General features: G+C 66.4%; 13 protein-coding genes. 11 read left to right on the forward strand and 2 right to left on the reverse strand.

The genetic code is table 11. The annotated features are described in order from the left end of the window. The first annotated feature begins 128 nt into the window (after positions 1 to 128). The 3 genes from ACTJJK_RS04140 (at position 129) to ACTJJK_RS04150 (ending at position 2,187) form a co-directional block, all read left to right on the forward strand. Entirely contained in the window at positions 129 to 758 is a 630-nt protein-coding gene (locus ACTJJK_RS04140) for a pyridoxal 5'-phosphate synthase (protein WP_031370579.1), read from the forward strand. A 13-nt stretch (positions 759 to 771) separates the two neighbouring features. After that, the gene (locus tag ACTJJK_RS04145; protein ID WP_031370578.1) at positions 772 to 1,626 is read left to right on the forward strand and encodes a PhzF family phenazine biosynthesis protein; all 855 of its coding nucleotides are present in this window, start codon (positions 772 to 774) and stop codon (positions 1,624 to 1,626) included. A gap of 69 nt (positions 1,627 to 1,695) precedes the next feature. Beyond that, positions 1,696 to 2,187, forward strand: a complete 492-nt coding sequence (locus ACTJJK_RS04150; RefSeq protein ID WP_031370577.1) for a PhzA/PhzB family protein — start codon at positions 1,696 to 1,698, stop codon at positions 2,185 to 2,187. A 410-nt stretch (positions 2,188 to 2,597) separates the two neighbouring features. On the opposite strand, the gene ACTJJK_RS04155 is transcribed toward ACTJJK_RS04150, so the two are convergent. Beyond that, positions 2,598 to 5,537 carry a winged helix-turn-helix domain-containing protein gene (locus tag ACTJJK_RS04155; protein WP_440729545.1) on the reverse strand — a complete coding sequence of 980 codons (2,940 nt, stop codon included), beginning with the start codon at positions 5,535 to 5,537 and terminating at the stop codon, positions 2,598 to 2,600. A gap of 302 nt (positions 5,538 to 5,839) precedes the next feature. On the opposite strand from ACTJJK_RS04155, the gene ACTJJK_RS04160 reads away from it, so the two are divergent. Both ACTJJK_RS04160 and ACTJJK_RS04165 read left to right on the forward strand, forming a co-directional pair. Next, positions 5,840 to 7,939, forward strand: a complete 2,100-nt coding sequence (locus ACTJJK_RS04160) for a S8 family serine peptidase (protein WP_440729546.1) — start codon at positions 5,840 to 5,842, stop codon at positions 7,937 to 7,939. Between the two features lie 439 nt (positions 7,940 to 8,378). Next, positions 8,379 to 10,490, forward strand: a complete 2,112-nt coding sequence (locus ACTJJK_RS04165; RefSeq protein WP_440729547.1) for a S8 family serine peptidase — start codon at positions 8,379 to 8,381, stop codon at positions 10,488 to 10,490. Between the two features lie 122 nt (positions 10,491 to 10,612). Here ACTJJK_RS04165 and ACTJJK_RS04170 read toward each other — a convergent pair whose 3' ends face one another. Continuing rightward, the gene (locus ACTJJK_RS04170) at positions 10,613 to 11,485 is read right to left on the reverse strand and encodes a helix-turn-helix domain-containing protein (protein ID WP_223620577.1); all 873 of its coding nucleotides are present in this window, start codon (positions 11,483 to 11,485) and stop codon (positions 10,613 to 10,615) included. 142 nt (positions 11,486 to 11,627) lie between these two features. Here ACTJJK_RS04170 and ACTJJK_RS04175 point away from each other — a divergent pair, with 142 nt between their 5' ends. From ACTJJK_RS04175 to ACTJJK_RS04200, 6 genes are all read left to right on the forward strand, one after another. After that, positions 11,628 to 12,599, forward strand: coding sequence for an alpha/beta fold hydrolase (locus ACTJJK_RS04175; RefSeq protein WP_440729548.1), 972 nt, complete (start codon positions 11,628 to 11,630; stop codon positions 12,597 to 12,599). A 557-nt stretch (positions 12,600 to 13,156) separates the two neighbouring features. After that, on the forward strand, positions 13,157 to 17,290 hold the full coding sequence (locus tag ACTJJK_RS04180; RefSeq protein WP_440729549.1) for a DUF1592 domain-containing protein: 4,134 nt from the start codon (positions 13,157 to 13,159) through the stop codon (positions 17,288 to 17,290). 2 nt (positions 17,291 to 17,292) lie between these two features. Beyond that, complete coding sequence (locus ACTJJK_RS04185; RefSeq protein ID WP_440729550.1) at positions 17,293 to 18,657, forward strand: DUF1552 domain-containing protein; 1,365 nt, start codon at positions 17,293 to 17,295, stop codon at positions 18,655 to 18,657. 893 nt (positions 18,658 to 19,550) lie between these two features. Further along, the gene (locus tag ACTJJK_RS04190; RefSeq protein WP_440729551.1) at positions 19,551 to 21,680 is read left to right on the forward strand and encodes a peptidase domain-containing ABC transporter; all 2,130 of its coding nucleotides are present in this window, start codon (positions 19,551 to 19,553) and stop codon (positions 21,678 to 21,680) included. Continuing rightward, positions 21,658 to 22,893, forward strand: a complete 1,236-nt coding sequence (locus tag ACTJJK_RS04195; RefSeq protein WP_440729552.1) for an efflux RND transporter periplasmic adaptor subunit — start codon at positions 21,658 to 21,660, stop codon at positions 22,891 to 22,893. The genes ACTJJK_RS04190 and ACTJJK_RS04195 overlap by 23 nt, the downstream gene beginning before the upstream one ends. Beyond that, positions 22,880 to 23,569, forward strand: coding sequence for an ABC transporter ATP-binding protein (locus ACTJJK_RS04200; RefSeq protein ID WP_031370567.1), 690 nt, complete (start codon positions 22,880 to 22,882; stop codon positions 23,567 to 23,569). The genes ACTJJK_RS04195 and ACTJJK_RS04200 overlap by 14 nt, the downstream gene beginning before the upstream one ends. The last annotated feature ends 7 nt before the right edge of the window (positions 23,570 to 23,576 follow it).

A 23,576-nucleotide genomic window follows, 5' to 3' on the forward strand; every position in this document is an offset into this window, starting at 1 on the left:
CGCCGGCAACAAAACGAGCAATCGCCGCGCCTGGCGTTCGGCGCGGGCATCGACGGCCATCGGCAGAGCGATCAGCGATGCGGACCCCGATGCGAACACGCAAGCCCCCATTCAACGGACGAACCGACATGAGTCAACTCAACCACACACAAGCCGAGGCGATGGAGATTTCCATCTTCGACGTTCCACCCGAGCTACCGATCCCGCTGCTGCGCGAATGGTTCAACCAGGCCATCGACAATCGTGTGCGCGATCCCGGCACCTTGGCCCTGGCGACCACCGGCATCGACGGCCGCGCCTCCAACCGCATGGTCCATCTGCTCGAGATCACCGGCGATTCGCTGGTGTTCACCACCCATGCGAAAAGCCAGAAAGGCCGCGAAATCGCCTTCAACGGCTGGGCCTCGGGCGTGTTGTATTGGCGCGAGACCAAGCAGCAGATCGTGTTGTCAGGCCCGATCGGGCCGCTGTCGGGCGCGGAGTCGGACCTGCTGTGGACCAAGCGGCCGCCCGAGGCCAATTCCATGTCGACCGTGTCGCGCCAGAGCGCCTTGCTGGAAGACGAGAAGGCGCTGCGTCTGCAGGCCCAGCGCCTGACCCGCTCGGCGATTCCGCTGGTGCGGCCGGAGGGCTGGCACGGCTATGCCCTGCGTCCGACCATCGTCGAGTTCTGGCAGGCCTCCGACGACCGGCTGCACAGCCGTTTGCGCTACGACGCCGCGCCGTCGGGCTGGACCCATCGCAGGCTTCAACCATAAGGATGTGCTGATCATGACGGCAGGCAAGTATGTAGTGGCCGATGTATTCACCGACCGGCCGCTGGAAGGCAACCCGGTCGCGGTGTTCACCAACGCGTTCGGCCTGGAAGCGGCGGACATGCAACGCATCGCGCGGGAGATGAATCTTTCCGAGACCACGTTCGTGTTCCCGCCCGGCGCCGACGGCGATTTCCACGTGCGCATCTTCACCCCGGTCAACGAGCTTCCGTTCGCCGGCCACCCGACGCTCGGTACCGCCATCGTGCTCGGCGAGCAATGCGATGCCGCCGGGTTCGGCCTGGAAACCGCGATGGGCACGGTGCCTTTCACCTTCCAGCGCAGCGACGACGGCAGCATCCTCACTGCGAGCATGCAGCAGCCGATTCCGGCCTGGGAACCGTACGAACTCGCCGATGTATTGCTCGAAGGCCTCGGCCTGGCCTCGTCGACCTTGCCGGTGGAGATCTACCGCAACGGGCCGCGCCATGTCTTCGTGGGTTTGCCGAGCATCCCGGCGCTGTCGGCGGTGAAACCCGACCTGCGCATCCTCGCCACCTTGCCCGACATGGCCGCGAACTGCTTCGCCGGCTCGGGCTCGCAATGGCGCATGCGCATGTTCTCGCCGGCTTACGGCGTGGCCGAGGACGCCGCGACCGGTTCGGCGGCGGGGCCGCTGGCCTTGCACCTGATCCGTCACGGCCAACTCGGTTTCGGCCAGCCGATCGAGATTTGCCAGGGCGTCGAGATGGGCCGCCGCTCGGTCATGCACGCGGTGGTCGAAGGTTCGCTGGCGCAGATCGGGCCGATCCGCGTCTCCGGCAGCGCGACCGTGGTCGCGCGCGGCGAACTTACGCGCTGGAAAGTCTGAGGCCCGGCGGCATCCGGCCGGCAAGCAGTTTGTACCGATCGACTCATGCCATACACAGAGGACGGCATCATGATTGAACATGCATTCAAGACTTCCGAGGCCAGCAGCGACGACGATCTGCGTCGCAGGCACCGGGCGGTGGTCGAGGACTATATGAGCCGCAAGGGCGAGACGCGACTGACCCGCTATCTGTTGTTCACGCCCGACGGCAGCGGCGGCCTGTGGACCAACGACACCGGCGAGCCCATCGTTTCGCGCGGCCACGAAGGCCTGAAGGCGCACGGCGCCTGGTCGCTGAAGTGCTTCCCGGATTGGGAATGGAAGAACGTGCAGATCTTCGAGACCCAGGACCCGAACCGTTTCTGGGTCGAGTGCGACGGCGAAGGGCAGATCCTGTTCCCCGGTTATCCGCCGGGCTACTACAGCAACCACTTCATCCATTCCTTCCTGCTGGAGAATGGAAAGATCAAGCAGAACCGCGAGTTCATGAACCCCTACCAGCAGATGCGCGCGCTCGGCATTCCGATTCCGGCGATCAAGCGCGAAGGCATTCCGGCTTGAGGTTGTTCGTTCCAGGGCGCCGTACGACGTAGCAACACCCAGCACCATGCAAGATCGCGGTCGCCGTGACCGGGTTGAAGAAGTGGGCAGACGCCCGCGTGAACGGCGGCAAGGGGAGAGCGGTTATACCGGGGGATTGCTTCGGCCGTTGCTGCGAGGAGCCAACCCCCCATCCCCCAATTTTCCAAATGGGGGGCGACGGCAGCATCGTGGCCTCCAGCGAACCGGCTCGCCCCTCTCCAACGGGAGGGGCGGCCCAGGGGTCCTTGCACTGTGCGAACAAGATTTGGAGGCACACGTTATTTCGCCCCCTTTGACAAAGGGGGCAGGCGCCCACGTATATCGAGGCCGGGATAGAGCAACTGCGCCGGGGGATTTGTTTTGGCCGTTGTCGGCGAAGGCTTTGGAGGTCAAGGCGACAGCGTTTCTAGCGCCGGTTCCGCCGCCAGCACTTGCGATTTAGGCTTCAACCACAGCAGGCCCGCACCGCGCATGCCGGTGCTGGCGGTCATGCTGTCGCGATGGTTGCGGCTGCAATCGGCGGCCACCACACCGTGCGGCATCAGGCTGTGCAATTCCATCTGGGTCACGCGGTCGCCGCTGCGCTGCGCTTTCGCGTGCAGCGCCGAGGCCAAGGCCGTCGCGCGTTGCTTATCGTCGCCGGCCAAGGCGGCGACGATGTCGAGCAAGTCCAGGCGGCTGGTCAACGGCCAGGCATCGGCGGGTATCTTGCTGCGTGCATCGGCGACTAGGCGACGGCTGGCGGCCCAATCGCCGCGTGCGGCGGCGTTCTCGGCCAGGCCGGTCTCGGCGCTGGCGACCAACCACTGGTATTGCGCCGTGCGCATCAAGGGCAGGGCGCGTTGGTAGAGGCGATCGGATTCGGCGAGCGCGCCGGTACGCGTCAACAGCGTGGCGATCTCGATCGCCGCTTCCGAGCCCTCGGGCGAATCGCCCAGCTTCGCCAGCTCGGTTTGCGCATGTCGCAGCAGTTCTGTCGCGGCTTGCTCGTCGCCACCGAGCCATTCGGTGCGGGCACGGCCGACCAGGGGCGAGACCTGGTTGGATTGCTGCTCGGAGGCGCCGCAGCGCAACCAGTCGCTGCGCGCGGCTTGCAGATCGCCCAGCGGCAGGCGGGCCTCGGCGCGCAGGCAAGCGATGCGGGCGCGCAATTCGCCGGCGCCGCCGTCCGGCAGCTTGGCCAGCTCGCGCTCGGCACCGTCCAGCACCGCGACGGCATAGGCGTAGCGGCCGTGGATCGAGCTCAGCGCCGCTTCGAAATGCGCCAGATCGACGACCCAGCGGCCCTGCAAGCCGGCCTTGCGCAACTGGCGCAAGCGCTCGGCGGCGCTGTCGAAGCGGGCGCCGACGATGTCCTCGACGAGCAGGGCCATCGCGAGCCGGTTGCCGATCAGCACGTCGCCGGAATCGTGGGTGACCATCAAGGCTTCTTCGAGCAGTTTGCGATAACCGGGCCAGTCGCCCGCCTTGTAGTGCTGGCCGGCGGCGCGCGCGAGGATATCGATCTCGAGACGGCGGTAGCCGCCTGCGCGGGCCTGCGCCAACAAGGTCTGCATGCGCGCGGCGGAGGCCGCGTCCGGCGCGGCGGTGGCTTCGGCGAGGAAGCGCGCGAACAGCGCCCGGGTGCGGTTGCCGGCCGCTTCCAATCGCTGGGCCGCCTGCTCGTACTGGCCGACGTCGGCGCGCTCCTTATATTGCATGGTGTCGGCCACCGCGATCATCAGCAGGGCGTTGCCGTGTTCCAGTTCCCAACCGGCGCCGGCCTCGCGGGTGATGCGCTCGGCGCTGCGCGCGTATTCGCGCATGCGCTCGGGATCGCCCATCAACTGGTGGATTTCGCTGATCTGCAGCAGACGGGCGATGCGCGTACCCATCGGCTTGCGTTCCCATTCGGGCGCCGACAGCATCTTCAAGGCCTGCTGCAGCTCGCCGGTTTGCGACAGCAAATGGGCGTATTGAAGGGCGTAGTTCGACTGCGCGGGATAACGCGCGACCAGTTTCGCGAACGCCTCGCGTGCCTGCTGATGGCGCCGCGGGTCCATCGCCAGGGCTTCGGCGCGCATCGATTCCTCGACTTCGGCCGGCACCGGCTTGGTCGACTCGATGGCGATCTGCATCTGCTCGATCGCCGCGGTGGCCTGGGCCAGGCGCGATTGCGCGCGCGCCAGCTGCATGCGCGCCAGGCCGAAGCGGGGGGCCTGGCGGACGACTTCGTTGGAGATCGCCGCCGCGGCGATCCAGTCGCGCCGATCGATGGCTTCGACCGCATCGGCGTAGCGGCGCGCGGCCGGCGCAGCCAGGTTCAGCGCCGGCCAGCCGTCGGCGCGGCCCGGGACGAGCTTGGCCATCACCTGCTGCGACAGCGTGTCGACCATCGCCGGCACCTGCGAGATCGGTCCGGTGACTTCAAGTCGCTGTTCCTGGCCTTCGTCGTGGAAGCGGGCCCTGATGAGTATTTGCGAGGCATCGCCGCTGGCCACGCCGGACGACAGAAAGATCACCTTCGGCGAGCTCGTCTCGCCATCGGCGGCGAGGTCGGCCTCGGTCAGCAGCGTCACTTCCGGCAGGCTGCCGAGTTTCCAACGCAACCATTCGCGCAACAGCTTCACCGGCCAGCGCGCGGCATTGGCGCGGTCTTCCACTTCGATCAGGGCCACCGTCAACGGGAGCGTGCCAGCCGACGAGGGGGGCGACTTGGAATCGCGCAACCACAGCAGCGAGCCGGCGATGGCGACGATGGCCAGTACCGCAGCGGCCCAGGCGAGCGGACGCGCCCAACGCTTCCAGCGCGGCACCGCCGACGTACTTCGGCGTACTGCCGGTTCCGACGTGGGTTCAGGTTCGAGCGCGGCGGCCGTCGCCGGTGCGCTCGGTTCCTCGGCCAGTCGCGCTTCGAGGGCCCCGGCCGATTCGACGGTGTCGCCGGTATCGGCCGACGCTGCGACAGCCGGTGCAGGTTCGGCCGGCGCCGGCAGTTCGGCGAACCATTCGACCGGTTCGGGAGGTTCGAATACGTAACCGCCCTTGGCCACCGTGCGGATCCAGGCCTTGCGCGGTTCGCCGAGCGCCTTGCGCAGCAGCCACATGTTCTGCGAGAGGTTGGCGTCTTCGACCACCAGGCCCGGCCACAGGCGTGCGAACAGCTCGGCGCGGCCATGCAGGGTGTGCGGCTCGGCCATCAGCAGCACCAGCAAGTCGAACAGACGCTGCGGCAGCTCGACCTCGACGCTGCCGCAACAGACCCGGCGGTAGCGCAGGTCGATCACGAGGTCGCCGGTTCGCAGATAGCGCGAATCGGGGGGCCAGGGCGGCGTGCGCGTGTCTGTCATCGGTAGCCTCAGCCGCTTTACGAAGTCGATGCTGGCGGTCGATCGCCAGGCCGCAACATCCTGCCGCATGCCTATCGCTGGGGGCAGGCGTCTCCGCGAGGGAGCGCCGCCCTATTAATGTGACAGTACTACCGTTTCAGAGCACAAATGAGAAAAAAGTGATCTCTCGTCAGAGGTCAAAGGGCATCTGAGCGCACTACACCTGGGACACCGGTCTCGCAGCGTCCGCCACCGACGAAGACCGGATTCAGCGAGTCCGTCCCAGGACTCGATATTCCGATAGCTCAGAGGGGATTCTTTAGATGTCCACTGTATCGAATAACGGCATTCGCATGAACGTATTGGCCACCGCCACGGTGTTGGCCCTGTCCGCACTGGCCGCTCCGGCATTCGCCGGGCAGGCGCACCTGGGAGGCCTCAAGCAGGGGGGCGAGTACGGCCAGTTCATCGTCAAGTATCGCGATGGCAGCGCGCCGCGCACCAGTACGACCGCCTTGAGTTCCTCGCTGAGCAAGGCCGTAGCCCGGATAGAGGCGAGCCGCGCCGGCGGCAAGAAGTTCGGCCTTCAGCATTTCCGTCGTATGGCGCTCGGCGCCGACGTCGTCCGTGCCGACCGCAAGCTGGGCCGGATCGAGGCGGAGGCGCTGATGCGCCAGATCGCGGCCGACCCTAATGTGGTCTCGATCGAGCCCGACCTGCCGATGCGGTTGCTGATGCAACCGAACGATACCCGCTACAACGAGCAGTGGCATTACGCCAACAGCGCCGTCGGCGCCAACGTGGCGGCCGCCTGGGACAGCAGCAACGGCAACGGTGTGGTCGTGGCGGTGGTCGACAGCGGCATCCTGGCGCACACCGATCTGAGCGCCAATATCCTGCCCGGCTACGACATGGTCACCTCGGCGGTGGGCTACAGCGCCGCCGAGTGCGCCACGGTCGGCGCGACCGCAGGCTGCGGTCGTTCCGACGACGGCGACGGCCGCGACGCCAATGCGACCGACTCCTCGAACATCAAGCATGGTACCCACGTCGCCGGCACCATCGCCGCGCTGACCAACAACGCCGCCGGCGTCGCCGGCGTGGCTTATGGCGCGAAGGTCGTGCCGATTCGTTCGATGGGCAAGGACGGCCTGGGCGCAACCTCGGACATCGTCGACGGCATCCTTTGGGCGGCAGGCATCGCGGTTCCGGGCGTGCCGGCCAATGCGAATCCCGCCGAAGTGATCAACCTTTCGCTCGGCGGAGACCAACCCTGCAGCGAGACCCCGAGCTACCAGGACGCGATCGATCGCGCCACCGCTGCCGGCGCGATCGTGGTCGCGGCTGCAGGCAACAGCAACATCAACGTCTCCGGCGCGACCCCGGCGAGCTGCAACAACGTGGTGACCGTCGCCGCCAGCGACCTCGGCGGCAATCGCGCCTTCTACTCGAGCTACGGCGCCGGCATCGACATCACCGCGCCGGGCGGCGAGACCTGTTCGCCCTTGGCCGAATTCCTGCCGCTGGGGCAAGCGCCCAGCTGCGCCCGGAGTCATGACAACCAGGGCGTCCTGTCGACAGTCAACGGCAACGGCTACGACTTCATGCAGGGCACCTCGATGGCGACGCCGCACGTCGCCGGCGTGGTCGCGCTGATGCAGGCCGTGGCACCGGTGCCGAAGACCACCGCGCAAGTGCTTGCGATCCTCGGCCAGACCGCTCGCCCGATCACCGCAGCCAAGTGCCCCGGCGGCTGCGGTCCCGGCCTGATCGACGCCGCGGCCGCGGTGTTGGCGGCGCAGGGCGGGGTGGGCGGCAACGTCAAGCCGGTGGCGAACTTCAGCTCCGCCGTCAACGGCCTGACCGCGACCTTCACCGACAGCTCGACCGACAGCGACGGCAACATCGTCTCGCGCAGCTGGAACTTCGGCGACGGCACTGCGGCTTCGACCGCCACCAACCCCAGCCATGCGTATGCGGCGGCCGGTACCTATAACGTCAGCCTGACCGTCACCGACAACGCCGGCGGCACCCACACCAAGACCGCCTCGGTCACGGTGACCGCGCCGGGCGGCGGCGTGCAGACCTACAGCAACACCGCCGACTACGCGATCACCGACCTCAACACGACCGAAAGCCCGATCACGGTGTCGGGTCGCAGCGGCAATGCACCGAGCAACGCGACGGTGACGGTGGCGATCGAGCACAGCTTCCGCGGCGACGTGCGCGTCGACCTGGTCGCACCGGACGGCTCGACCTATCTGCTGAAGAACTACAACACCAGCGACAGCGCCAACGACATCCGCGGTACGGTGACCCTGAACCTGTCGACCGAGACTCTGAACGGCACCTGGAAATTGCGCGCACGCGACAACTACGCCAACGACACCGGCAAGATCGACAGCTGGAGCATCAAGTTCTAATCGATACAGCTCACCGATAGTCCGTAACGACGAAACAGCCCCGGCCCCGGCCGGGGCTGTTTTGTTTTCGGCGGCATGGGCTCCGGCCCCTGCCTCGGCTTCGGTTTTGTTTGCGGTTTCGGCTATTCCCCCCTTTGAAAAAGGGGGGCAGGGGGATTGGCTCCTGTCCGCGCAAGCCCCCGTCACGCGGCCCAAGCTTCGTCCGGCCCGTGGCGGCGGCCCGCTGCGCGCGCGTCCACGGCACGGCCCAAGGCCATTCATCCGCGCAAACCCACCGTCGCGCGACAAATGAGGAAAAAGAGATATCTCCTTAGAAGCCGCGCGGGACTCGATCCCACTACACCTGAGACACCGGTCTCATGGCGTCGCCCGCCGACGAAGGCCGGACATCAGCGAGTCCTCCGGGACTCGATATTCCGTTAGCTCAGAGGGGTTCCAGATGTCCACTGCAACGAACAACGGCATTCGCAAGAACGCGCTGGCCGCCGCCACGGTATTGGCCTTGTCCGCCTTGTCCGCCCCGGCCTTCGCCGGCCAGGTTCATCTGGATGGCCTGCAGGCGCCGCAAGGCTACGACGGCTTCATCGTCAAGTATCGCAACGGCTCGCTACAGCGCCGAGACACCGCCAAGGTGGCGTCCTCCCTGCGCGAGGCCGTGCGCGCCAAGATCGCCGGCCGGCTGATCGCCATGAAGCACGTGCGACGCCTGGCGGTCGGTTCCGACCTGGTGCGCGCCGAAACCAAGCTCGACCGGGTCGACGCCGAGACGCTGATGCGGCAACTGGCCGCCGACCCGAACGTCGAGTCGGTGCAGGTCAACCGCGTGTGGAACCACACGATGGAGCCGAACGACACCCGTTACGGCGAGCAGTGGCACTACTCCGGCGTCGCCGGCGCGCGCATCAACACCGCCTGGGACCGTGCGCGCGGCGCCGGCACCGTGGTCGCGGTGATCGATACCGGCATCACCCCGCACGCCGAGCTCAGTGCCGCCAACAACCTGTTGCCCGGCTACGATTTCATCACCGACCCGGTACGTTCGCGCGACAACGACGGCCGGGACAATAATCCGAACGACGAGGGCGACTGGCTGGCGCTGGATCGCGAGTGCAATGCCCTGTCGAAAGCGAAGAACTCCAGCTGGCACGGCAGTCACGTCGCCGGCACCATCGGCGCGGCGACCAACAACGCCGCCGGCGTGGCCGGCGTAGCGCACGCCGCACGCGTGGTCCCGATCCGCGTGCTCGGCCGATGCGGCGGCACCACCGTGGACATCTCCGATGCAATCATGTGGGCCGCGGGCCTGCATGTCGATGGCGTGCCGGACAACCCGAATCCCGCCGAGATCATCAACCTGAGCCTGGGCGGCCCGTCAGCGCAATGCGACCCGGCCTATCAAGCCGCGATCGACCGCGCCGCCGACGCCGGCGCCACAGTCGTGGTCGCGGCCGGCAACAGCAACATCGACGTGTCCGGCTTCACTCCGGCCAACTGCAACCGCGTGATCGCGGTGGCGGCGACCGACCGCAACGGCGACCGCGCGTTCTACTCGAACTACGGCGGAACCATTGACGTCTCCGCCCCGGGCGGCGAAATCTGCAGCCCGAATTTGCGCTTCCTCGCGCTCGGTCGGGAACCTTACTGCGACGTCAATCATCTCGAGCAGGGGGTTCTGTCGCTCGGCAATACCGGTCTGCGAGCGCAGGGCGTCGCAGACTACAAGTTCAATCACGGCACCTCGATGGCCGCCCCGCACGTCGCCGGCATCGCGGCGCTGATGCAGTCGGCCGTCGCCGCCCCGCTGACCCCGGCGCAGGTGGAACAGGCCTTGAAGGACTCCAGCCGTGCGATTGCTCTGGCCGCTTGCCCGGGTGGTTGCGGCGCCGGCCTGGTCGACGCCAACGCGGCCATTGTCGAGGCGATCCGTATCGGCGGCGCGGCCGGCGGCAATCTCAATCCGGTGGCGAATTTCAACAGCCAGGTCAACGGTTTGACGGTGACCTTCACCGATGCTTCGACCGACAACGACGGCAACATCGTCTCGCGCAGCTGGAACTTCGGCGACGGCAGCGCGCTGTCGGCCGCGACCAATCCCAGTCGCACCTACGCCGCGGCCGGCACCTACAACGTCAGCCTGACCGTTACCGACAACGCCGGGGCTACCCACACCAAGACCGCTTCGGTCACGGTGGCCGCGCCTGCCGGCGTGCAGACCTACAGCAACGACACCGACTTCGCGATCAAGGACGTCGCCACGCTGGAAAGCCCGGTCACGGTCGCCGGCCGCGCCGGCAAGGCGCCGAGCAATGCGACGGTGACGGTGGCGATCGACCACAGCTACCGCGGCGACCTGCGCATCGACCTGGTCGCGCCGGACGGTACGACTTACCTGGTGAAGAGCTATAACACCAGCGACAGCGCCGACGACGTCAGGCTCTCGCAGGCGCTGAATCTGTCGACCGAGGACTTGAACGGCACCTGGAAGCTGCGCGTGCGCGACAATTACGCCAGCGACACCGGTACGCTCGAAAGCTGGAGCATCAGGTTCTGATCGAGGTTTAGCCATCGTCAGCCCGTTAAAACGAACAGCCCCGGCTTTGGCCGGGGCTGTTTTTGCTTGTATTCGCGTTCCGGACAAGGCTGCAGGGTGTGCCCGCGATACTCGCCGTCCACTCAGTGCAGCGAGTCCACGATCTGTCTGGGGCCCACACCGAGCAAGCGCCGCATGCAACGGGCCATGTGGCTGGGATGGGCGAAGCCGGCTTCGAGCGCGATCTCGCTCATGCTCTTGCCGCCTTGCAGCAACAGCGTACGTGCGCGCTCGACGCGCCGCTCGAGCACGAAGCGGTGCACCGGCATGCCCACCGCCTGTTTGAACAGCGGTTTGAAGTGGGACAGGCTGAAGCCGGCCACGCTCGCCAGCTCGGCCAGGCTCAGATCCTCGTCGAGGTGCGCCTCGATGTACTCGACCACGTGGCGCAGGCGCCAGGCGGGCAGGGCGCGTCCGGGCTTGGCCGCTGTCAGCGCCTTGCGCGATTGCAGCGCCAGCAAGCGTGCCGCGAGCGCGGAGGCGAGACTGTCGCTGAACAGGCGGCCGCCCGGATACGCGTCGTTGTCTTCGGCCTGCATCATCCAGCCGATGCGTTCGACCTGCGGGTCGCGGATGTGGATCGACGGCGCGAGGTCGGCATCGTAGGCACCCAAACCCATCGCATCCGCGCTTTCGCGCAGCAACGACGGCGTCAACCGCAACAGCAGCGAACGCGCCGGCTTCGACACGATCCAGCGCGTGCTCGACCCGGCCGGTACCACGCAGAACTGGCCGTGGATGCGCACGCCCTGGCGCTCGTGGCCCTGGACGCGATAGGACACCGGCACCGGATGGCCTTCGTGCAGGCATAGCACGTGGCGGGTATCCAGCGGGGAATCGAACAGGCCCGACGGCACCGGTTTGCTGAGCACGTCGAGCAGCGGCGCGCGGCCGGGGCCGGCACTGGCGAGCAGCGCGGCCGAAGGGCCGGGATAGCAGGAGGGGCGGTCGGTCATGGGCGGATGCTCATACGCGCCTCGGCCGCGCAACAGTGCCGAAAATCATCCCTGCGTGCTGCGCGTCGGCCGTATGTGCGCGCGCGCCTGCGGCCGCGTCGCCAGCATGGCGCAACGACATCCGTCGCACGGAGACTTTGTAATGAAACGTAGACAGTTCATGGCGATGACCGCAGCCGCGGTCGCCGCCGGCGTGGCCGGGGCCTGCGCGCCGCTGGCATCGACTCGCCGCGCCGCCGCCGCGGCGAGGCCGGCCACCGGCGTCGTCGCGTTCGCCGCGGCGAGGCGCTACGCCGAACTCGGCTTCGGTCGCGTCGCCTATGTCGAGCGCGGTTCCGGCGAGGCGGCCTTGTTCCTGCACGGAGCGCCGCTCAACGGCTACCAGTGGCGCGGCGCCATCGACCGGCTTTCGCCGTATCGGCGCTGCCTCGCACCCGACTTCATGGGGCTGGGGTATTCGCAGATTCCCGAGCATCAGTCGCTGGCCGCCGACGCCCAGGCCGAGATGCTGGCGTCCTTGCTCGACTCGCTGGCGATCGGCACGGTCGACATCGTCGCCAGCGACAGCGGTGGCGCGGTCGCGCAGTTGTTCCTGTTGCGCCATCCCGGGCGCGTACGCAGCCTGCTGTTGACCAATTGCGACGTCGAACCCGACAGCCCGCCGGCCAAGGTCAAGCCGATCGTCGAGATGGCGCGCGCCGGAACCCTCGACGAGATGACCGCGCAGTGGCTGACCGACAAGTCGCTGGCGCGTTCGACCTTCGGCGCGGCGGTGTTTCGCGACCCCGCCGGTTTCGCCGACGAGACCATCGAGTACTACATCGCACCCTTGCTGAGCACGCCGCTGCGCCGGGCCCAGTACAACGCCTTCCATGCCGCCTTCGAGCCGAATCCCCTGGCCGGCATCGAAGCCGAGCTCAGGCGCAGCACGGTGCCGCTACGTGTGGTCTGGGGGGCGGCCGACGATGTCTTCGCCCAGAGCGACGCCGAGTATCTCGACCGCGTGTTTCCGAACTCGCGCGGCGTGCGCCGCGTGCCCGGGGCGAAGCTGTTCTTCCCGGAAGAATTCCCCGAGGTCATCGCCGAGGAGGCGCGGCGGTTGTGGAAGGTCTGAACCGAACGGCGGCGGGCGGAGCGCACGCCCGCCGCGCGCTGGGCCATGCGGGGTAAGTCCAGCGCGGTCGTATCCACGGACATCGCGTGGATGCGATGAGGAAGAATGTGATATTGCCGGCCTTCGCGCCCGGCGCATTCCCTATTGGGTCACATTCGTAATGCAGCCCAGGTAGTGGAAGCGGGCTGCGCAATCGCCCCGCGAATCGAGCATCGAACCGCGGCCGAATCGACACCGACCGGCCGCTGACTCACGCATGCCCAATCCACGATGCTAATCACGTTTGCCTGCGATTCATGCTGATAGTTTCGCGCTGCGAACGCGGCTAGCCGCAGCGATATTCGAACACCTATCGATGTATCGATAAGCACCATCGAGGCGACGGCTGCGCATGGCCGTCGTTGCGCACAGCATCGCCCCCACCCCGTATCCAACCGGCTTGGCCTCGCACGATCCTGGGGCGTGCAAGCGCGCGCCCCTGTTCTCGAAAACATCGCCGATCGAAGCCTGGCCTGACGACGCGTCTTTGCATCGCTAGCGTTTGGGAGAAAGGAAGCATGAAGGCATCCAAGGCGGTTTCGTGGTCGTTGGCGGCGGTAGTGCTCGCCCTCACCCTCGCGGCCTGCTCGCGCGATGGCGACGGGCCCGGAGGAAAGGGATCGGCGAGGGCGGCAGGGGCGGGCGCTTGCGCGGCTCCGCAATACCAGGCCGGTACTAATTACCAAGCCGGCGAGGAGGTCACCAACCTGGGGCATCAGTACCAGTGTTGGAAGGACGAGGAAGCGCCGTTGGGGCCGGGCAGTTGGGCCTGGTGCGCGTTACAGGTCTATAACCCCGGTCTGCCGGCCGACAGCGGCGCGGTGAACTGGCCGGAGGCCTGGAAAGACCTCGGCCCCTGCGACGAGGGCGGGTTCGAGGGCAATCGCCTGACCGTGGAATTCGCCGAGCCGGAAAGCGACGACTCCAGGACCAGATCGGCCGGAAAGCACCCGGCGACGATGAGCGGCGTTCTGCGTTGCGGCAGCGAAGCCATACCGATCCGGGCGGTATGGGGCGAAAGCCTCAAGATCGACGAACTTAAACGCTGCGACTATGCGTTGATCATGGACGTCGCCGAAGGTTTCGCGCCGATGAACTCGCCGATGACGGTGTCGTTCGAGGCCGAAGAAGGCGAGCACCAGACGCGCGTCGTGCGTTACCGGCCGCGCGTGGACGTCGCCAAGCTGCGCCCCTTGCCCGGGGTCAAGATCGAGCTGTTCGCCGAGGGGATATCGCAGCCCAGGCAGATGGCGCTCGGCAACGGCGTACTCTACGTCGGCTCCGGTTGGGTAGGGGGCGTGTTTCCGCCGCCGATCTCCAAGCAGATCTACGCTTTGCCCTTGGACGGCGCTTCGGGAAAACCCACGAGTGTCCACGTCGTCGCATCGGGCCAGTTGGAGCCGCATGGCGTCGCCTATCGCGACGGCAGCTTGTTCTATTCCACCGCCGATGCGATCTATCGTGTTCCGGATGCGGACAACAGTTACGCAGAGGCAAAGCCGGAACTGCTGTTGAAGTTGCCGGGCGGCGACACGCCGTTTCCCTTGCCCCCCGTCGACGTCACGGTCGACTGGCTCTATTGGCATCAGAAGCACCCGTTGCGATTCAACCCGCACGATGCCAACGACAAGGGGCTGTACACCGCGGTCGGCATCCCCTGCAATCTGTGCATGGTGCCGGCGGACCCGCGCTACGGCACCATCCTGCGTTACGACCTGGCCACCAAGCGGGCGACCATCGTCGCCAAGGGCGTGCGCAACTCGCTGGGGTTCGATTGGAACCCGGCCAGCGGAGAGATCTGGTTCAGCGACAACAACCGCCAACTCTTCCCCAACTCGGAAGAAGTCAATCGCATCGGCAAGGACGACGAACACTTCGGCGTGCCCTACGTGTTCGGCCGGAGCACGCTCGGCTTCACCGCCGAGGAAGAGAAAAACCCCAGGTCGGCCAACGACGGTAAATGGCTGGAGGGCTTGCGGCTGTCGGACATCCCTTTGGGGCAGATCGATGTTTCGCGCTACACCCCGCCGGCCTTCGAAATCGCTTCCAACTCCGCGCCGCTGGGGGTCAAGTTCTGGAGCGGCTATCCACCGCCGGCCGGGACACAACGCTTGTTGGTGGCGACCCATGCCCTCGGCACCAGCGATGAGCCCGGCCTGCAGCTGCGCATGCTGACGATCAAGAACGGCAAGGTGATCCATGAAATCCCGTTGGTCGATGGTTGGCTGCAGGATCGCGCGAACGCGGACCCGAACTGTCTGCGGGGAGGTTGCATCGGCCGTCCGGTGGATTTCCTGGAACTGCCCGATCACAGCCTGCTGGTGTCCGATGACGTGGCCGGGGCGATCTACCGGATCCGCCCCTACGACCCGGCACTGGTGCCGGCCACGGCATTGACGCTCACGCCCGCTCCGGCGCCTTCGCCGGATATCGCCGACGAGCGGGTCAGCGGGCATCTGATCGATGCACTCGGCCACAAGCGCCTGTTCCATGCGGCCTGGGGCAGCGAATCCATGCCGATCGCCGGCTTGGCCTATGGCGATTACCAGGTGCGGCTCAACGACGTCGGTAACTGGATTCCGATCAAGCGCACGAATCGTTTCACCCTCTCGGCCGGGCAACCGACTCACACCATCGACCTGACGTATTGGGAGCGCCCCGAACACATCGAAGTGCCGATGACGATCCATGCGCCGGCCAAGCCCGGCGGGGCGGCCCGCGAACATTGGGTGGTCAAGTTGATCGATGCCAAGGAGGCGGTGCGCGAGGTATCGGTGCCCTGGGGCGGCCAGGTGGAGGTCATGCTCGACTACGGCAAGCACCGGGTGGTCTATCCCTATTACCCCACCTATCGCCCACAGCCGAGCATGCATGGCGTGGACGTCAACGAAGAGAGCGAGCGCATCGACCTGCCTGCGATGAGCTATGTCTATGAGGCCAACCTCGGCCTGGCCGTATTGGAGAGCAGTTGCAGCGGCTGCCACGACTCCAAATACTTCGACGACCCGAACAAGGCGCATAACTGGGACGAGGCCGGCCGCGTTGCCTTGGTCAAGAAGATCCAGAGCATGAACATCGAGGGGCATTGCGACGGCGTCTGCGCCGGGTCGATCTCCGATTACCTGTTCGACACCGTGTGGAGCGTGTATCTGCGGCCGCAGACCCCGTTCGGCAAGCGCCAGATCCGCCAGTTGACGCCGAACGAATACGCCAACAGCGTGCGAGATCTGTTCGGGGTGACGATCAACCCGGCCAAACTGCCTGCCGACAAATCCGCCAAGCAATTCAAGTATCCCGGCGAAGCCGACCTCGGCGTCCTCCAGGCCGAAGACGTCAAGCGCTATTACGATGCAGCGCTGGAAGTGGCCGGGCAGGTCGAACCGCAGTCGCTGGGCTATCGCAAGACAGCCCAGGCCGCATCCTTCGTCGGCGAGCTGGGCCACAAGCTGTTCCGTCGCCCGATGACGGCGCAGGAAGTCGAGCGCTACACCGCCTTGCTCGATGCGCACGGCCTTCAGGACATGGTCGCGGGCATGTTGTTGTCGCCGCACTTCCTCTATCGCTCCGAGCTGGGCAACGACAGCTATGGCCGGATCAACGCCTACAAGCTCACCCCGAGCGAAGTGGCGACGGCGCTGTCGTTCACCTTCCTCGGCACCACGCCCAGCCTGGAATTGTTGCAGAAGGCCGAAGCGGGAGGGCTGTCGACGCCGGAGCAGATCGGCGCGGAGGCCGCGGCGATGATCGCGACCGATCGCGGGGTCGCGCAGTTCGTCCGTTTCATCCGTCACTACACCAAGACTGCCGGCGACCTGCAGGAAAAACCGGGCCTGAGCGACCCGGTGATCCAGGCCATGCGCGAAGAGCAGTCGGCGTTCGTGCGCCACGTGCTGTTGGACGGCGAAAGCACGATGACCGAGTTATTCGATCCGCGCTACACCTTCCTAAACCACACCCTGGCCCAGCACTACGGTATCGCCGGCGTCTCCGGCGAGGCGATGCGCAAGGTCGAGGTGGATGAGAAGCGCGGCGGCCTGCTGCATCACGGCCTGACCCAGGCGGCGACCTCGGACTATATGGCGACTTCGCTGGTGAAGCGCGGCATCATGATCCGTGAGCAACTGCTGTGCCGCGAGTTCGGCGAGCCAGTGGAAGCCGACCCGGAAACGCCGACCTTCCCGAACCGCCCGATCACCACGCGCGAACGCTGGGACCTGGTCAATGGCGAGCATGCCTCCGGCGGCCGTTGCTGGCAGTGCCATCAGTTCATGAACGACACCGGCGCGTCGATGGAGCACTACGACGCCGCCGGGCGCTATCGGCTCAAGGAACGCGCCTACAACCACGAACTGTTCCCAGTGGACGTCGACATCAATGCCGCTGGCCCCTTCGTCGACAACGTCGGCCACGGCGAGTGGGCGCAGATCAAGGACGTGCGCGACATCGCCAGGTTCATACCCGGAAACTCGACCGCATTGACCTGCATGGCCGACAGCTATTTCCGCTATGCGTTCGGCAACCATTCCGACGCCTTGACCGCGGGCACCATCAAGGCGATGGGCGACGAGCTGAAGAGTTCCGGATCGCTGCGCAAGATGCTGCACGAATTGGCTACCTCGAACGCCACCCTCTACAAGAAAGAGCGGGATTGACCATGGACATTCTCAAGCATCGCCGTCGTTTCCTTGCCGGCCTGACCGCCGCCGGCGTGCTCGCGCCCTTGAGCCTGTACGGTCTGGCGCGCATGGCCGTAAGCGGCGAGACCCAAGCGCCGAACCTGAAGGTGGTGTTCTTCGTCACGCCCGACGGCCTGGCCGTGGATTCGTTCACCGGCGGCGGGTTCGGCGACGGCCGCGGTCTGTGGCATCCGGACGCGCAGGGCGACGATACCGGCGACTTCACCCTCGGCGAGGTCAGCCGCGAGCTGGAGGCCTACCGTCATCAATCGCTGTACCTGCGCGGCACCATCCTCGGGCCGGCCAACGTCGGCCACAGCGGCTGGAAATGGGTGCTGCGCGATTCCGCCGAGAGCAAGACCTCGATCGACAATCTGCTCGCCGCGGCGATGCCCGGCACCGACCCATCGCTCGGCGCGGTATTCGCGGGCCCCCATGCCGGTATCGACGGCACCCATTGGGACGTCTCGTGGATCGACAACCGCATGCGCATTCCGCAGAACGACCCCGGGCTGCTGTTCGAAAGCATTTTCCGATCCGCCGCGAGGTCCGGCCGGGGCCAGCAAGTCCGCAGCAAGGATGTGTTCGCTCCGGTGTTCGCCGACATCCAGGAATTGAACGCGCGACTGGCCGGTTCGCAACGCGAGAAGCTCGCCACCCACCTCGACGCGGTCAACAAAGTGGTCAAGGATCTCGAAGACACCCGGCCGCCGCTCGAATGCGATCCGCAGCGGCCGGAACACAACCCGATCAACTCGGCCGAGTTCCGCAACCAGGTCCAGGCCGCTCACCATCAGGTCGTCGCGACCGCACTGGCCTGCGGCGTGGTGCGGGTGGCGACGATTCAAGTCGGCCGCTCGGCCGAGTCGTTGAACATCCTCGACGTCACCAACGACCGCAATCCGCACGATTGCGCCCATCGCTATACCGGCGAGGGTCCGTGGAAAGGCACGCGGCAGTGGTATACGCGCCAAGTCAAACTGTTCCTCGACGAGTTGGCCAAACACGCCGACCCGGACGTGCCGAGTGACAACCTGCTGCAACACACGTTGGTGATCTTCACCAGCGAGATGGCCGATGGGGCGCCGGAGCACATGCTCGACATGCCCTTGGTGATGCTGGGCGGGGCTTCGGGCCTGCTCAAGAGCGGCGACGGCCAAGGGCGCTATCTCAAGATTACCGGACAGGCCGATCGCGACCATCACACCGGCAACCCGGTGATCGGCAAGCGTTTCGTCGACATGCAACGGATCTGGGCGACCGTCGGCAAGGCCGCCGGTGTCGAGGTGCCGTACGCCGGCAATATCGCGCCGGTGACCAGCATCTTCAGCAACGTCGGCTGACCGCTCTGCCTCGATCAGCGCCGCAGTGGGTCGGCGCTGTGCGCGTGCGCGGCTGCTGGTTCTGCGTCGATAGCGTCTGCATCGCGACGCGCTCGCCTGGTTACCGGACGGGTGAGTATTCAACGATGGATGGAACGACGCGTGCTCGCATCGGCGTTGAACGGTCGTGTTTGCAATGATCGCTGGCGAACGCGTCCGATCGACCGCCAAGTCCGCGCGGAATCGTGTCGAGTTCACGATTCAACGGTTCGTTATGCCGTTTTCGCAATGCGAAAAAAATAGCCAAATGCCATGCGTGCAAGCCGCAACGAAGAGGCCGGGTTCGATACGAAACGAATCTTGACGCGGACCACGGAACCGCTCGATGCATCGTGATAACAAGTGCAACGTCGAAAGTCAGGGGGCATCGACCCACTCAGCGCATCGCTGGTGGTCAAATCTGAGGACTTCCCCATGTTGCAGCAACACGATCTCGTCCAGGATCCAAGTACGACTGCCGTGCCGTTCGCCGAGGAACTCTCGGACGACAATCTCGAAGCCTTGTTCGGTGGCAAACCCGTGGTATGCGGTTGCGGTTGGCTTTGTTCGTTCACTGGCGAGTGCGGCTGTTCCAACGGCCACTCGGTATGTGTCGGCCACTGCTGATCCGTTAACCGGAGCCGCCTGGCGGTAACGGGCGGCTCCTTTCAAGTACGGCCCTTACAGCGAATCCCGCAGCGGTGCTTCAGGCATCGTGCGTCGGGTTGTGCACGCATCGTCGGACGGGGCGCGAACACGCGCGTCGCGTGTGCCGGCGGGCGCGTGTCGCCGATGCTTGCCCGTGCGTTGCCGGAACTCGCTTGCAAGGTCCGCTGCTTCCCAATCTCGGGGCGTCTTGCCTGGACGGACAGCGCGTGAACAAGCCATCGCGGCGCGGTACCACGAAAACCAAGTTCGTCAGCCAGACCTCGGCCGCCGATTGCGGCCACGCCTGCATCTCGATGCTGCTGTCGGGCCTGGGCTTGCGCATGCCGATGCTGGCGCTGGCGGCGCGTTATCCGGTCAGCCAGCGCGGCATGTCGGCCAAGGAAATGCTCGACGTGTTGCGCATGTGCGGGGTCAAACCCAAGGCGCTGCGGGCCACCGACGGCACCGTGCAGGCGCTGCGGCACGCCGCCTTGCCGGCCATCGTGCATCTGCGGCACGAGCATTTCGTCGTGGTCGGCGCGGTCGACGACAAGACCGTGGCGGTGCTGGACCCGGCCACCGGCGAGAGCCGCATGGCCCACGCCGAATTCGAGGCGATGTGGAGCGGCGTATTCATCTGCGCCGAACGCGACGAAACCGCGCGCTCGCAGGTCTCGACCTCGCCGCTGGGACAGCTGTTCAAAGAATTTCTGGGCGAGAACTGGTCGCTGTGGCTGTTCCTGCTCAGCGTGATCGCGCTGACCGTCGCCACGACTATTTCTTTCCCCTGGCTGCTGAGCCGGGCGGTGACCTTCCTGGCCTACGGCGGCAGCGGCAGCGCGACCGGTCTCGGCATGGGCTTGCTGGTGTTGTCGCTCGCCTTCGTGGTCGCACACTGGATGCGCGCGCGAGTGTCGTTGTTGATCCAGTTGCGTTTGGACAGATCGCTGATCACCCGGTTCGTCGACCGCCTGTTGAAGCTGCCGCTGCGGATCTTCTCGCTGTTGCCGGCCGGCGATCTGATCGCGCGGGTCAACTCGGTGTCGGGCGTGCGCGATTTCCTGTCGGCGCGCATCACCGGGCTGATCCTCGATTCCGGCGTGTTGATGGCGACCCTGGCCGTGCTGGCCTTCCAGAGCGCGCCGGTGGCCTTGCTGTTCCTCGCCCTGACCCTGCTGTCGACGGTGGTGTTGATCCTGTGCTGGAAGCGCCTGCTGCGCCTCACCGGCGGCGAGGTGCTGGCGTATTCCGGCTACTACAGCACCCTGGCCGAAACCCTGACCATGGCGGTCGACGTCAAGGTCAACCGCAAGGAACAGGTGTTCGCCGACCGGCTGATGGACCGCTTCGGCGAGCACCAGAAGTGGTTGGAGGCGCGCGGCAAACTCAACGCCGTGTTCGAGGCCTTGTACGCCTATCAGGACAAGGTCGTGCCGATCGCGGCCTTGTTGCTGTTGTTCGTAGCCTTCCCGAGCATCGACCTGTCCGACCAGACCGCGTTCTATTGCTACTTCCTGCTCGGTTGGACCGGACCGTCGGTACGTGCGATCCAGATGTTCTTCATGCAACTGGTGGTGGTGCGGATCAATGCCGACCGCATCGAGTCGATCCAGGGCCTGATGAGCCTCGAAGATGCCGCACCCGCCACCGATGCGCAGGCGCCGCCGTGGGCCGGGCCGAGCCAGGTCGCGGTCAGCGGCGTCGGCTTTTCCTATCTCGGCACCGGCACGCCGGTGCTGGAGGACGTGTCGGCGAATTTCGACGACCGTGGCCTCAACGTCATCGTCGGGCCTTCGGGCTGCGGCAAGAGCACCTTGCTCAAGCTGATCGGTGGACTGCTGTTGCCCGATGCCGGCAGCATCCAGGTGCGCGTCCACGGCGAACGCGGCGGCGGAACCGGGGCCGCCGCGGCCTCGGTGGCCTATCTCAACCAGCATCCGGCCTTGTTCGCTGGCACCGTCGCCGAGAACATCGCGATGTTCGACCCGCAGGCCGATGTCGAGCGCATCGAACGCTGCGCGCGCGCGGCCTGTATCCACGACGAGATCGTCGCCTGGCCGCTGGCTTATAGCACGCCGGTGGTCGCGGTCGGGCAGAGCCTGTCGTCGGGCCAGTGCCAGCGCATCGCCCTGGCGCGCCTGCTGTACAGCCACGCACCGATCATGCTCCTGGACGAATTCACCAGCGACATCGACGCCGCCACCGAAGGCGCGATCCTGCGCCATCTGCGGCTGTGGCCGGGCATGAAGATCATCGTCACCCACCGTACCCAATGGATCCAGCCGGGCGATCGCGTCCACGACCTGGGCCGGATCGCGCAAGGAGGACAACGTCATGAACGTCCCGTCTATGCGTGAGCGGCGCCCGCGACGCCTCGCGTTTGCTGTCGGCGCGGTGTCGGTGGGGGTGCTGGCGGTCGGCTTGTTGATGGTGCGCAACACCGTCGCCTCGGTGGCGCCGGTGGCGGTCGTGAAGCCGGCGTTGGACGCCTTGCCGACCACGGTCTTCGCCGACGGCACCTTGTCGTATCGCAACGAGCTGGCGATGACCTCGGAAGTGCTCGGCGCGGTCGAGGAGATCTACGTGCGCCAGGGCGACGAGGTCAAGCGCGGGCAGCCGTTGATGAAGCTGCGTTCGCAGCAGTACCAGGCGCAGTTGGCCCAGCGCGAGGCCGGGCGCGACGGCGAGATGGCTTCGCTCGAAGTCAAGCGCGCCAGCCGCGAACTGGCCGCGGCCAAGCTGCGCAGGTTCACCGCGTTGCGCAAGCAGCAATTGGTCAGCGAGGAAGGCCTGGACGAGGCCGAGGCGGCGTACCGCCAGGCCGATGCGGCTTATCGCGAAGGCCATGCGCGCATCCAGAACCAGCGCGCCTTGGTCGACGAGGTGCAGGACAGCCTGCACAAATCCATCTTGCGTTCGCCGATCGACGGCACGGTGTTGTCGATCGACGTATCCGCCGGCGAAACCGCGGTGCCGAGCGCCTTGAGCTTCAGCGGCTCGACCGTCGCGCGTATCGCCGACACCAGCGTGCTGGTCGCCACCGCCAAGCTCGGCGAGTACGACGTCTGGAAGATCCGCCCCGGCGCCGTCGCCAACGTGGTGGTGCCGGCTTTCGACGAGACGCCCTTGCCGGGCACGGTGCGTTCGGTGTCGATGGCGCCGGCGCGTTCGACCACCGGCAGCGGCGCGCCGGCAGCCGGTGCGGCGAACTACGAGGTACTGATCGAGATCCGCAACACCCGCCGCGCGAGTTTGCGCACTGGCATGACTTGTCGAGTCGAGTTTCCCAGCCGCAAGGCCGCGCCGGTGTTGACCGTGCCCATCGCCGCGCTGCGCGACGATCCGGTCGAGTTGAGCACCGAAGTCGGGCAGGGCGCCAGCGGCGCGGTGTTGGTGGTGCGCGACGGCGTCGCCAGCCTGCGCCGCGTGCGCCTGGGCGACGTCAACGAGACCCATCAGGAAATCCGTGGCGGGCTCGATGCCGACGACCTGGTCGTGGTGCCGGCGAGCGGCCAACCGTCCTTGAAACCGGGCACCCGGGTGCGGGTGATCTCGTATGAACGCGGTTGAGCTCAGCGGCATCCGCAAGAGTTATCGCCTCGGTGCGACCGAAGTGCCGGTGCTGCGCGGGGTCGACCTGCACGTGGCCCAACACGAGTACGTCGCGGTGATGGGCGCCTCGGGTTCGGGCAAGTCGACTTTGTTGAACATCATCGGTTTTCTCGACACGCCGGATGCCGGCGAGATCCGCATCCACGGCGCGCCGGTGCAGCGCCAGGACGATGCGGCCCTGTCGGGTTTCCGCAATCGCACCATCGGCTTCGTGTTCCAGAGTTTTCATCTGCTCGGCAATTGCTCGGCGCTGGAGAACGTGATGCTGCCGCTGCGTTATCGCGGCGAAGCGCGTGCCGCCGCCGGGCGCCGCGCCCTGGCTGCGCTGGAAGAAGTCGGCATGGCCCATCGCGGCGCGCACCGCCCCGACGAATTGTCCGGCGGCGAACGCCAGCGCGTGGCGATCGCCCGCGCCATCGTCGGCGAGCCCGAGATCATCTTGGCCGACGAGCCGACCGGAAACCTCGACTCGAAGACCTCCGACGAGGTGCTGGACGTATTCGCGCGCATCCATGCCAAGGGCCGCACCCTGATAGTGGTGACCCATGCCCCGCAAGTCGCCGAACGCTGCCAACGCACGATCCGGGTCTGTGACGGCCAGGTGATCGACGCCGCCGCGTCCGCGGCCGCCTGAGCACGAC

Source organism: Lysobacter sp. 22409, assembly GCF_052045105.1.
Taxonomy (GTDB): domain Bacteria; phylum Pseudomonadota; class Gammaproteobacteria; order Xanthomonadales; family Xanthomonadaceae; genus Lysobacter; species Lysobacter antibioticus_B.